This window comes from Marinobacter nanhaiticus D15-8W (assembly GCF_036511935.1).
Classification (GTDB): Bacteria; Pseudomonadota; Gammaproteobacteria; order Pseudomonadales; family Oleiphilaceae; genus Marinobacter_A; species Marinobacter_A nanhaiticus.
On the sequence record NZ_AP028878.1, the window covers coordinates 2,731,057 to 2,743,332 of the forward strand.

Genomic DNA, 12,276 nt, shown 5'->3' on the forward strand with positions numbered 1-12,276 from the left:
CAGCCCTCTTCTACATCAGCAATGCCATGGCATTGCTCAATCAACCACTACTTGATCCAATGCTTACCCCAATGGGTAATGTCGTATTGCTGCACTGACTGGGCATTGAGCATCATGGTGCCGGTTTCGGGTTCTTCCTCGGCAGCTTCGATCTCTTCATCGATAACCCGGGTGGATAGTGACAGCCAGCTGGTTACGAACGCCATCGCATCGGCGTTTATTTCCAGTGCCTCCGCGTCGTAGTTGGTGATGTCGTCACACTCGGCGTGGTAACAGGGGTCGAATGCGACGCCGGCTTCGCCACCATACTTCTCTGCCTGCTCCGGCGTTTTGAGGACTTCTGCACCGGTGAACAGCCCGCCGAAGGCAATGCCGTCGGTGAAGAACTGCGCATAGTCGGAACGGAAGCTGATCTCAGTGCCTTCAGACGGAATGTCACGCAGTTCGAAGTATTTCTCGAACAGCCGCTCTGTTGCTGCAGATCCTGGAGGCCCTTCGAGCCCGAAGTCGGAGCCATCGCCATCGTAGATGAAATAAGCAAAGTTTGGTGAAGCGACCATATCGTAGTTCAGATAGACCTTGATCTTCGCCTTCTCTTCCTCAGACAGGTTGTTCACATAGTAGGTGGACCCAACCAGCCCCGCTTCTTCGGCGCCCCACCAGGCGAAACGCACCTGGTTCTTCGGATGGGCCCGTTTCATTTGCAACGCCAACTCGAGTATAGCCGCGCTACCCGAGCCGTTGTCGTTAATGCCAGCGCCTGAAAAAACGGAATCCAGGTGCGCGCCGACCATAACGACGTTATCCGGGTCACCCTTACGGGTTTCCGCCAATACGTTGTAGGTCTGGGTCTGTTCGCGGACCACGTTCGACACCATATTCAACACCAGCCCTTCCCTCTGGGACCAGGCTACCCCGTTATCGTAGGTTGCAAAGAAAACGGGTACACCGCCCGAATAGGCTTCGCCCAGGGTCGCATCGAGCAATCCGGTGCGATCTTCGGTGTTGCCCTGGTTGAAGATAATGACCCCAACGGCGCCGGCCGCAGCCGCGTTCTCGGCCTTAACGCCAAAGTTGCAGGCGCCCCGTTGAACAAGCGCGATGGAACCGGCGGGAAAGCCCGCAAAGTCTTCTGCTTCGCAACCGCTTGTGGACATGTTGTCGGGGCCCAGATCCAGATCGACAGGCACCACCGGCGCTGTGACATCCCCCGGCTCGGTCTGGGAGAGATACTGGAAGTCTTCCTCCCACACGTAGGACTCGGCCGCCGGCTCCGTCGCAGCCAACATACCTTCCGCTACCGGATAGAAAGCGGTGAACGGAAATGGCTGGATGGTAACGTCATACCCAGCGCTTTCCAGGGTCGACTGCACGTAATCCACCGAGGCGTCGTAACCGGGCAGACCAGCGGCTCGGTTACCGTCGTTGGCCTCTGCGATGCTGTAGAACATCTCCAGGTGGTAGCCTATATTCTCCGCCTGCATACACCGCGGCAGACCGAAAGGCGTGCTGTTGAGAATACCGATGCGGCATTCGAAGAAACCAACTCGATCAGGACTCCAGAACTCGTTCAGCAGTTCGCTGGTGGACTTGTCGGAATTGGCTTGAGCTGAAAGTGCGAAGACGAGCGACCCCAATCCCAGGGCCGTTTTCGTTATTGCCGTTCTCATTTTTTGTCTCCAATCCTCGGAGTTTCTTTTTGGTTTGGCAGGCAGCGGGGCTGTCCTGCCGCGCTGGCACCACTACGTCCCTCGGTGCTGTCAAAAAAGATTAGACGCGGATTACGACGCAGTAAAAAAATTTCCATGGCGCATTTGTAGACATAACAGTCCAGGGCGCAGCGCGACCGTAACGAGCCCATGTGATAAAGTTTTCCGACCATTACAGTTCAAGGATGCAGTATGACCTCGCCCATCCAGACGCTCGCCGAACAGTTGCCCAAGGCCGAACTTCACATGCACCTGGAAGGCAGTCTCGAACCGGAGCTCATGTTCGCCCTCGCCCGCCGTAACAACGTGACCTTGCCTTACCAGGATGAGGCGGAGCTACGTCAGGCGTACCAGTTCGCCAACCTGCAGGAATTTCTGGATCTCTACTATGCCGGCATGTCGGTGCTGCTGACCGAACAGGACTTCTACGACCTTACCTGGGCCTATCTCGAACACTGCAAGCGCGACAACGTCACCCATACCGAAGTGTTCTTCGACCCACAGGCTCACGTTGAACGCAATATTCCTTTCGAGGTACAGTTCAACGGTATATACCGGGCGCTGTGCGATGGGCAGAACAAGCTGGGCATCAGTTTCCGCCTAATCCTTTCGTTCCTGCGACATCTCAGCGAAGAGAGCGCGTTCGAAACACTCGAACTGGCGCTGCCCTATCTCGAAAGGATCGACGGCGTTGGACTGGATTCATCGGAAAAAGGCCACCCGCCCGAGAAGTTCGAGCGCATCTTCAGGCGCTGTCGCGAACTGGGTCTGCGCGTAACGGCCCACGCCGGTGAGGAAGGCCCCCCGGAATACGTCTGGCAAGCGATCGACGGTCTCCAGATCGACCGCATCGATCATGGCAATCGTGCCCTGGAAGACGCCGATCTCACCGCAATGATTGCTGAGAGAGGCCTGACGCTGACCGTTTGCCCACTCTCCAACTACCGCCTTTGCGTGGTGGACGACATGAAGAAGCATCCCCTGCTTAGGATGCTCGACAAAGGCCTTCACGTGACCGTCAACTCCGACGATCCCGCCTATTTTGGTGGTTACGTCAACGACAACTTTCGCGCAATAATCGACAACCTGCCGATTACGGCTGAACAGGTCTACCGCCTGGCCCGGAACAGCTTCGAAGGCAGTTGGCTCGACGACGACGCCAAGCGCAATGCACTCGGCGAGGTCGACGCCGTTTGGCAGCGCTTCCAAAGCCAAACAGCCGGCACGTAGACCCTTTCTCGCGGTTTTCAGTGCATTACATCTCTTTCAGGACGCTGGAACGGCGTACTGCTGTATTTTATAAGTCGGTTCTAGAGATCAGTTTTTAGATCGTCAGCAGAGCGGAGTCACCCAAGCCCGTTCGTTCAATGTGCACGACAAGGACAGGTCAGAATGACAACCTGGTTGATGGCGAACCCCAAGGCCGGCGATAACAGTAGGGATCGGGATTTCTGGACAAACCACCTCGAGAAAGCCGGCGTAACGGACTTCCGTGTCTGCGATCTTGGAGATCAAGCGTGGATGGACGAAGTGACCCGGAATGACCGGGTACTGGCCGCCGGCGGGGACGGCTCGGTCAACAGCGCAGCCCGTTTGTGCCTCCGGACCGGCGCCACGCTGGGTATCCTGCCTTCCGGCACGGCCAATGACTTCGCCCGCAACCTGGGGCTCCCCGAAGATCCCGAAGCGCTCTGCCAATTGATCGCCTCGGGCACCACCGAATGGCTGGACGTCGCCCAATTCGGTGACCAGGTTTTCCTCAATGTCGCTCACGTGGGCTTGGGCACCTGGCCGGTCCGCGAGTCGTCCAGCGAGGTGAAGCGCCGATTTGGCCGTTTCGCCTACGCCGCAATGTTGATGCGAAAAGTCGTCGGACAACGTGGTTTCCGCGCCGCCATCCAATGTGAGAGCGGTGCAGTCGCCGGCCGATGGTTAACCATAGCCGTTGCCACCGGCGCCTTCTTTGGAGGTGGCAACACCATCCCGGAAGCGTCTGCCAATGATGGCCAGCTCGATATCATCGCGGTGCGACCCAAGTCGATAATCCGATTGTTTGCGGCCTTCCTGATCGTCCGCATACGAGGTAAGTCTCCCCAGAGGGCCAGTACCGTCGTTCAACTCAAAAGTCCCTGGTGCAAAATCCAGACGCGTAAGACGAAAACAGTCACTGCTGACGGCGAGATTGTTGGCGAAACCCCCCTCGATGTCGTTTGCAAGCCCGGTTGCCTGCGAGTGATCTGCAAGGAAGTCGTTAGCACCTGATTATTATTAGCTTGCGAACTGGATATCCTTGGAATTTGCTGGCAATCTTCACGCGCCTGATGTGGTAGCCATTCAGTCGGATCTGGTGCACGACCGTCCTGAAATAGATGGTCTACCACTTCCTGACAGCGGTATACCGCCCCCTGGATAACGCGCGTCCACTCAGGGGTATTACGCGTATAATTCGATCATTGCTGGAGACTCGGGAGGGAACTGACCATGGAACGCTTATACGGATTCTCGCTCGTTGCTGGCGTTGCCGCCATCATCGCCGGTTGCGCCAACGTCAACGGTATTACGGTCAAGGGCGCCGACGACGATCTGGACGATCACATTCGCATATCGTCCGAACTCTATGACGAGCCGTATATGGGCTTCCCCGCCCCTACGGACTACTTCTTCCAGTCCACAGTCGACAAACAGAGCGGCCTGAAGCTGTATGAACTGCACCTCGCAGTGAACAAGGACAACTGGAAACGCTGGGATCAGGTGACTTTCAACTATGAAGGCGAAACGGCCGAACTTCCGCTTGTCTGGCGCCGATCCGACATGACCTGCACGGATTATGGGTGCACCTACTCGGAGTTGGGGGTCGCAGGTATCGACGAGGCAATGGTGAAGTACATCGCTGCACAGCCCGAGCCGGTGACGATGACCATCGGGTCCGCAAGGGTTGATGATTCGCTGGATTTCACGGTTCAACCCGCTGAAGCCCGACTCATGCTCGAGGAGACGCAACAACGGTCGCTATGAACATGTTCAGCCAGACTCGAAGCCAAGTGTCGCCAGGAATGGCCAAGCTTGACCGAAATAGTGTTAACGCGACTGGAAGGGTCGCGTTTTTTGTGGGACGCGAGTACTCTCTGTTGCGTCTCTGGCTACGCGTCTATGGCTAGCGCGACCCTGGCCCAGGTGGGCCATTCCCGGAATCTATGTTGTCCTGAATGAAAAATCTCGCGCCCGTCACTTTTATCGTGAGCATCATGCTGGTGCTGCTCAGTACGTTCCTGACGCTGCCGCCGATTTTCCTGCCCGGGGCGCCCAATGCCTCCGATTTCAGCAGTACCGCGATCGGCGTCTTTCTCGTCGGTGTGCTCGGTCTTTGGCTGACCCGGAACAATTCCCACCGGCTGCAACCACGATACATGTTCCTGCTGACCGTCAGCAGCTGGGTGATCATCTCCCTGCTTTGTGCCCTGCCGCTCTACTTGAGCAACCTCAACCTGTCGATGACGGACGCCATCTTCGAGAGCTTCTCCGGTATCACCACGACCGGCTCCACCGTGCTGACGGGGCTGGATACCATGGCGCCGGATATCCTCCTGTGGCGCTCGATTATCCAGTGGATTGGCGGCATCGGGATAATCGGGATGTTCGTGGCGGTCCTGCCTTTCCTCGGGATCGGCGGGATGCGGCTGTTCGCCACCGAATCGTCGGAATGGACGGAAAAGGCCCTGCCCCGCATGAAAAGCCTGAGCCGCGGGCTGCTACTGGTCTACTGCAGCTTCACGCTGGCGTGCATTGCCTGCTACTGGCTGGCCGGCATGGATCTGTTCAATGCCATAAACCACGCCTTTACGACGATTTCCACGGGCGGCTACTCCACATCCGACAGCTCCATGGGGCAGTTCAACAGTCTGTCCATCCTGCTATTGTCCTCCCTGTTCATGGCCCTAGGCGCAATGCCATTCTTCCTGTTCGTGCGGGAGCTCCACGGACAGCATGGGGTGCTGATTCGCGACCAGCAGGTGCGGGCGTTCATCAGCGTGTTGATCCTTTCCGCGCTGATCATGACCATATACCGGCTGCTCAATCACGAAGAGCATCCCTTCGAGCTCTTCGTCGCGGCCCTGTTCAATGTTACCTCCATCGTCACCACGACCGGCTACGCCTCGGAGGATTACCTGCTCTGGGGTCCTTTCACCAGCGTCGCCTTCTTCTTCCTGACGTTCGTCGGCGGCTGTTCGGGGTCGACCAGTGGCGGGATGAAGATCTTCCGTTTCCAGCTTTCGTTCATGGTGCTCAGGGAGCAGTTCAGGCGCCTGCTCCACCCTCGCGCGGTCCTGACCCGCAATTTCAACGGGCGTCCGGTCAGCGACGAAATCATCGCCTCGATGATCTCCTACGTTTTCGTGTTCCTGGTGACCATGGCGGTAATGACGTTGCTGCTTTCGTTGCTGGGAGTGGACCTTATCACCAGCCTGACAGGTTCCATCACGGCGTTGACCAACGTTGGCCCCGGGCTGGGCACGGTGATCGGCCCGGCAGGAAACTTTGCGCTCCTGCCGGACGAAGCCAAATGGATTTTGAGTGTAGGAATGATCCTGGGTCGGCTTGAATTGCTGAGCGTGATTATCCTGTTCTCGCCTGCGTTCTGGCGTACTTAATCCGGAATCTATCGCTGCTCATCGCTCAAGGCTGTCCGTCGCCCTCATCCTTGTTGTGCTCGACAGGCTGACGACCGGATGCGTCGGGCGCGAGGGCGGTGCCGAATAGCACGCCCTTCGCCAGCGCCGATACCGTGATAATAAACACGGCGATCAGCGCGACACGGACGATCATCCCTCGGGGCGTCATGACACTTAACTCCCCTTGGTCAGGCGAGTTTCAGGTGCTCGGTGATGAACTTGCCGATATCCAGGATCTCTTCCAGGCACACGCTGTGATCCATCGGATAGGTCCCGTAACGGACGTTGTAGCCCATCTCCTCCAGGTTCAGGTAACTCTGGCGCCCCAGGCTCTCAGGCACCATCGGGTCGTGTGTACCGTGATAGATACGGATGGGGATCTCGCGATTGGCATCGGAGGGTTTAATGGACTTGAAGGTGGCGAAGTAAGTGGAAAGACCCAGGATACCAGCCAGCGGCTTGGGATAAGCCAGACCCACCTGGTAGGCAACCGCCCCGCCCTGGGAGAAACCGGCCACGATGATGCGCTTACTGTCGATGCCCCGCTCGATCTCCTGCTCGATCAGCTCGCCAATGGCCTCGGCTGACTTCAGCAACTGCTCCTCATCCACGGTACGGTCGATGTCCATCGCCTTGATATCGTACCAAGCGGGCATGTGCATACCGCCATTGATGGTGACCGGCAGGGTCGGCGCATGGGGAAAAATAAAGCGTACACCGGCGTCCTTCGGCAGCCGCAACTCGGGGACCACCGGCTCGAAATCGTGGCCACTGGCGCCAAGGCCGTGCAGCCAGATAACCGCAGAGTCCGGATCGGAACGGGTTTCGAGTTCGATATAGCTCAGTGTGGTCACGCGCACCTCGTCGGAATCTATAAAATGGAAATGGTCGCCTGGGAAGACGTGTGAAACTAATGCCGGGAAAAATACGCCGGGCCGGCCTTCAGGACATCAGCCCTCATCGTTGCCCGGGATTGTAACGAATCCAAGGCCAGGACTCACCTGACGGCCCGTTCATCGGCGTTTCGATCGCCCGGTCCTGGATATGGGTGATCAGGTCCGGAAAGAAACGCAGGAAATGAGCTTCCAGTTCACCATAGTGGGCCTCGATTTCCTCCACCGCACCATCGAAATTGTTAAGAAACCGGATTCGCTCTGCCACGCGATCGAGGGCGAAACCAATCTGTTGCAGATCACCGTAGGCGGTAAACCAGTCGTGGCGGATCATGCGCTCCACCACCCGAGCCATCTGCGGCGGCATCAATTCCTGGCCCTGTTCGAGGTCGGTGTAGACTTCGCCAACGAACGCGTTGCGGCGCCGGTCGGCGAAATCAGCCCAATGGATGATCAGGAAATGATCATAGAGCACATCAAGTGCAATGCCGGCGAATCGCCTGCGTCGCGATGAGAACAGCGCCTTGGAAGCCCGGACTTCAGGATGCTGGTCCGTGTAGCTATCCACCGCCCAGTGGTTCTCCAGTCCCCGCCGGATGGCCTCGGGCAGCTCATCCGCCTTCACGCCACGGGCGAAGTCACCCAGCAGGTTGCCCACCCGGGACTGCACCGTCGGCTGGGCGAAGAACAGATGGGCCAGGTGGTTCATCGGCGCGCTCCCGCGAGGTTAAGGCCTGTTCCCGGGTGTGGACATGGAGGCCTTCAGCATACTGGATACCGGATTGGCGTACATCGCCAACAGGAAGGGACGCAAGGCATCGCTGGTGTGGGACAGCCGTCGCTCCAGTTCGGCCTGGGCCGCTTCCATATCCGCGGGCGTGTAGGCCTCGGCGGTCTCGATGGTCTCCGGCACCTGCGGTTCGGTGTGATGGCTGAGCTGGTGCACCTGGCTCATGTCATGGGCAATCAGGTTGGACGCATGCAGGTGGTAGTGTCGATGCATATCCGCGTCGATCCGCTCGGCCAGCTCTTTCGCCGTGTCCGGCGAATCGGTAATTGGCGCGCCAAAATGCACATGCACGTGGCCCTTATAGCCGGTCAGTCCTTGCATGATCTGACTGGTGTCCTCATCGGCATGCTTCTGGTAACTGCCGGTACGCGCCCGTGCTTCCAGCTCCCGGGCCTTGGGTACGTCGCAGGGATCGTATTCGTAGGCAATGGACACCGGCACGATATTGAGACCATTCATGGACTCGGCGAAACTGCGGCCGGTCTTTTTCTGGCTCATATGGAACATCTTGATGATGGCCGGGTCGGTGATATCCAGCCCATCCTTGGCCCGCCCTTCCCGTTGGGCGATCCAGATGCTTTGGTTATCTTCGATAGAGTGATGGATAAAGGCCGACAGAGTCTGGTAGGTATCACGCATTTCCCGCGGGCTGGACATATTGCGCTTAACCACGAAACTCTTGTTCAGTCGCATCAATTCGGCGAACAAACGGTTCTGCAGCAGGTTGTCGCCGATCGCAATCCGTGTGGTGCGGAAACCGTTGGTGACCAACTGGTAGTTCACCACCATGGGGTCGAACACGATGTCCCGGTGGTTGGAGATAAACAGGTAGGCGGTGTTGCGGTCCAGCTGTTCGAGCCCCGAATGGGTCACCCGCGTGGTTGTGCTGTGAACCAGCTGGTCCACGAAATGATAGAGCCTGGCCTGCAACGCATCGATCGTCTCGGCGTCACCAAACTCCTTCTGCAGCCAGCGTCTAATCCAGAACCGCGTAAGGCCGGGGGTCAGCCGTGTCAGTGTCGGGGCCTTGAAACGACCGATCAGTCCAAGGAACTCCTGATCACTCCCCAACCTGTCCAGCACTTCGCGGGTTTCGCTGTCCCGGTAGGGCCGAATTGAATCAAAATCCTGCATGGTGTCCTTATTATGACTGTACTTATTATGACGGTACTTATTATCGCTGCACGTTTTGTGGTCGAACGGCGATCGAAGCGCCGATCCAATGGCGCGCAGTATACCGCTCAAGCGTTCGATTGTAGCGTGCCCGCCGACGATGCGACATTCTACCTGCGTGAAGCCTCGGTGAACCACCTGCGCTAATTGTAAGCAAAAGCCTACGCAAGAACGGGTTGGTGGTGTGGTCGGTTTGCAGTCTGAGGGAGACCGGACTCTGTTCAGCGCTTTCCCGGTCTCTGGTAGACTTGCCCGCTGAATTCACCCTCTTCCCGGTTCGGTTTATGACCCTCACGGCCACACCCCCTGCCTCTGATTTCTCCAGTCTCAAAGCCCGCGCACAGGAAGTGCTGCACCAGGTATTCGGTTTTGAAGACTTCCGCCCGTTACAGGGCGAGGTGGTGGATGCCCTGGTGAGCGGCAACGACGCCCTGGTACTCATGCCCACCGGCGGGGGCAAATCACTGTGCTATCAAGTGCCAGCGATCGTACGGCCCGGGGTTGGCGTGGTCATCTCACCGCTGATCGCACTGATGCAGGACCAGGTGGCCGCCCTGAACCAACTGGGTGTGCGGGCAGCCTTCCTCAATTCGACGCTGTGGCCGGAGGAAGCGCGAGATATCGAGAACGCCCTGGTCCGCGGCGAACTGGATTTACTGTACTGCGCGCCTGAACGACTGCTGCAGCCACGTATGCAGCAGCTGTTGCAAGAGGCGCCCATTTCCCTCTTCGCGATTGACGAAGCCCACTGCGTTTCCCAATGGGGGCATGATTTTCGGGAAGACTACCTGGGGCTGGACATGCTGGAGCGGGAGTTCCCGCAGGCCCCCCGGATTGCCCTGACCGCCACCGCCGACGAACGTACACGCAAGGAGATCGCCGAACGCCTGCACCTGCAGCAGGCGCGGCACTTCATCAGTAGCTTCGACCGCCCTAATATCCAGTATCGGATCACGCAGAAAGACAACGCGAACAAGCAGTTGTTGGCCTTTATTAAAGAGGAACATCAAGGCGACTCCGGTATCGTCTATTGCATGTCACGTAACAAGGTCGAAGCCACCGCGGACATGCTGGCGAAACAGGGTTACGTCGCACTGCCCTACCACGCCGGTTTACCGGCAGAAACCCGAGCCGCAAACCAGGAGCGCTTCCTGCGGGAAGACGGCGTCATCATCGTGGCCACCATCGCCTTCGGCATGGGTATCGACAAGCCTGACGTCCGTTTCGTCGCCCACTTGGACTTGCCCAAGAGCATCGAGGCCTACTATCAGGAAACGGGCCGCGCGGGACGTGATGGTGCCCCCTCCAACGCCTGGATGGTTTACGGCCTGCAGGACGTCATCAAGCTTCGTCAGATGCTGGAATCGTCGCCGGGTAGCGAACACTTCAAACGGGTTGAACGCCAGAAACTGGATGCCATGCTCGGCCTTTGCGAAGTAACGTCCTGCCGCCGCAAAGCGCTGCTTCGCTATTTCGGCGACGACCTGGAACAACCCTGCGGCAACTGCGACACGTGCATCGAGCCGCCGCAAACCTGGGACGGTACCGTAGCCGTCCAGAAAGCCCTCTCCTGCGTTTTCCGCACGGGCCAGCGCTTTGGCGTCACTTACCTGATCGATGTCTTGCGCGGCTCCGAGAACGAACGCGTCCTGAGCCAGGGCCATGACAAGGTCAGCACCTATGGCATTGGCCAGGAGCTCTCCACCCAGCAGTGGAAGAGCGTCTTCCGCCAGCTCGTGGCTGGTGGCTATTTACAGGCCGATGCCGAAGGCTACGGCGCGCTGAGCCTCACGGAGATTTGCCGACCGTTGCTGAAGGGAGAGGAAACCGTCTGGCTGCGGCGCGATCCCGAAACCAAACGCAAAACCAAGTCCGGCGGCGGTTCGGCCAAACGTGCGATCGTCATCGAGGACCAGGCCGCGTGGGATACGCTACGGGCCAAGCGTAAGGAATTGGCGGACGAACAGGGCGTGCCGCCGTACGTGATCTTTCACGACACCACGCTCCTGGAAATGCTCGAACGCCGGCCGAAAAGCCTGGACGAGATGGGCGAGGTCAATGGCATTGGCGCGGCCAAGCTTGAGAAGTATGGGCAGGCGTTTCTTGAGGTTATTGCGTCGATGGAGTGAAGCTTTCAAGGCTCCTGGGGAAGCTTCGGAAACGTAGGTCGGGTTCACCCAAGGGCGTAAAAGCAACGCGTAACCCGACAAACTCGTTGTATTACGAGAGGTTGCGGGAACATCTTAAACTCCATGTCGGGTTACGCGTTGCTAACCCGACCTACATTCGCATTTTCTGCCTCAAACCCCTGTTTCTTCACCCGATAATGCGCCGTCGAGCGCGCGACGATGTTGCCGTCCGTGTCCTTCAACTCCCCTTCCAGCGTAAACGCCGCACGGCCGGTGGTGTCCGCATCCATTTTGATGGTCCTGCGGGTTTCTTCGGAAAGCTGCAATTCGATCGTGACATCGGAATCCGATGGCTGCAGGAACTGGAGCGACATCTCCTTGAGGATCGGGATGTAGCGCGGCCCCATATCGAACAGGGTCAGCACCCCGCCGGGGATTTCCGCCACGAGGAAGTAGGCGCCGGCGTACAGGCTGCCGAAATGGTTACGGTTGCCCTTGATGGATATCCGGGCCCGCACGTAGCCCGGTCTGACATCCTCCACCCGGAACCGGTTGCGGGGCGCGAACGGAATGGCCTGCCCAACGAGTCGGTTGACCATCCGATAGCCGCCCTGGCGCTGCAGCCAATTCCAGGGTTTTTCAAGCCCCGCATCCGGATCCAGGCTCGAGAGCCAGTCGCTGGTCACGCCTATCAGTCGATCTTTTATGGCCATGGCACTCGTTCCCTCATCAATCACTTTGGGGCGAGATTTACAGATCCGACAGTCGGTTACAACATTTTTCACGATTTAATGCTTACGCGAGCGTAAACGCAAAATCAGCCGCTACACTGGAGAGAAGAATTAGGGCGTGGGGCGCTCAACCTAGGGGCGGTTCGCGGGATTCCTTGCAGTACAGCATAGGATACGCCGT

The 12,276-nt window shown here is 58.2% G+C and carries 12 protein-coding genes; 6 read left to right on the forward strand and 6 right to left on the reverse strand.

Annotated elements, in window-relative coordinates; all coding sequences use genetic code 11:
* Nucleotides 1–47 precede the first annotated feature (47 nt).
* Nucleotides 48–1,670, reverse strand: coding sequence for a M28 family metallopeptidase (locus RE428_RS12160; protein ID WP_004582289.1), 1,623 nt, complete (start codon nt 1,668–1,670; stop codon nt 48–50).
* A gap of 231 nt (nt 1,671–1,901) precedes the next feature.
* Here RE428_RS12160 and RE428_RS12165 point away from each other — a divergent pair, with 231 nt between their 5' ends.
* The 4 genes from RE428_RS12165 to RE428_RS12180 all read left to right on the forward strand — a co-directional run bounded on the left by RE428_RS12165 (nt 1,902) and on the right by RE428_RS12180 (nt 6,358).
* The gene (locus tag RE428_RS12165; RefSeq protein ID WP_004582290.1) at nt 1,902–2,939 is read left to right on the forward strand and encodes an adenosine deaminase; all 1,038 of its coding nucleotides are present in this window, start codon (nt 1,902–1,904) and stop codon (nt 2,937–2,939) included.
* Between the two features lie 162 nt (nt 2,940–3,101).
* Nucleotides 3,102–3,971, forward strand: a complete 870-nt coding sequence (locus tag RE428_RS12170) for a diacylglycerol/lipid kinase family protein (protein ID WP_004582291.1) — start codon at nt 3,102–3,104, stop codon at nt 3,969–3,971.
* A gap of 219 nt (nt 3,972–4,190) precedes the next feature.
* Complete coding sequence (locus tag RE428_RS12175; RefSeq protein WP_004582292.1) at nt 4,191–4,724, forward strand: hypothetical protein; 534 nt, start codon at nt 4,191–4,193, stop codon at nt 4,722–4,724.
* A gap of 191 nt (nt 4,725–4,915) precedes the next feature.
* On the forward strand, nt 4,916–6,358 hold the full coding sequence (locus tag RE428_RS12180; RefSeq protein WP_004582293.1) for a TrkH family potassium uptake protein: 1,443 nt from the start codon (nt 4,916–4,918) through the stop codon (nt 6,356–6,358).
* A gap of 25 nt (nt 6,359–6,383) precedes the next feature.
* Here the strand turns inward: RE428_RS12180 and RE428_RS12185 are convergent, their stop codons facing one another.
* The 4 genes from RE428_RS12185 to RE428_RS12200 form a co-directional block, all read right to left on the reverse strand.
* Nucleotides 6,384–6,548 carry a hypothetical protein gene (locus RE428_RS12185; RefSeq protein WP_154660766.1) on the reverse strand — a complete coding sequence of 55 codons (165 nt, stop codon included), beginning with the start codon at nt 6,546–6,548 and terminating at the stop codon, nt 6,384–6,386.
* A 19-nt stretch (nt 6,549–6,567) separates the two neighbouring features.
* On the reverse strand, nt 6,568–7,239 hold the full coding sequence (locus RE428_RS12190; protein WP_004582294.1) for an alpha/beta hydrolase: 672 nt from the start codon (nt 7,237–7,239) through the stop codon (nt 6,568–6,570).
* A 97-nt stretch (nt 7,240–7,336) separates the two neighbouring features.
* On the reverse strand, nt 7,337–7,981 hold the full coding sequence (locus RE428_RS12195; protein ID WP_004582295.1) for an acyl carrier protein phosphodiesterase: 645 nt from the start codon (nt 7,979–7,981) through the stop codon (nt 7,337–7,339).
* Nucleotides 7,982–7,999: 18 nt separating this feature from the next.
* On the reverse strand, nt 8,000–9,196 hold the full coding sequence (locus RE428_RS12200; protein ID WP_004582296.1) for a lysophospholipid acyltransferase family protein: 1,197 nt from the start codon (nt 9,194–9,196) through the stop codon (nt 8,000–8,002).
* 12 nt (nt 9,197–9,208) lie between these two features.
* Here RE428_RS12200 and RE428_RS12205 point away from each other — a divergent pair, with 12 nt between their 5' ends.
* Together RE428_RS12205 and recQ are read left to right on the forward strand one after the other, a co-directional pair.
* Nucleotides 9,209–9,382 carry a hypothetical protein gene (locus RE428_RS12205; protein ID WP_154660767.1) on the forward strand — a complete coding sequence of 58 codons (174 nt, stop codon included), beginning with the start codon at nt 9,209–9,211 and terminating at the stop codon, nt 9,380–9,382.
* Between the two features lie 137 nt (nt 9,383–9,519).
* Entirely contained in the window at nt 9,520–11,364 is a 1,845-nt protein-coding gene (recQ, locus tag RE428_RS12210) for a DNA helicase RecQ (protein ID WP_004582297.1), read from the forward strand.
* Between the two features lie 131 nt (nt 11,365–11,495).
* On the opposite strand, the gene RE428_RS12215 is transcribed toward recQ, so the two are convergent.
* Nucleotides 11,496–12,077: a DUF4442 domain-containing protein gene (locus RE428_RS12215; protein WP_004582298.1), complete on the reverse strand. Its 582-nt coding sequence runs from the start codon at nt 12,075–12,077 to the stop codon at nt 11,496–11,498.
* Between the last annotated feature and the right edge of the window lie 199 nt (nt 12,078–12,276).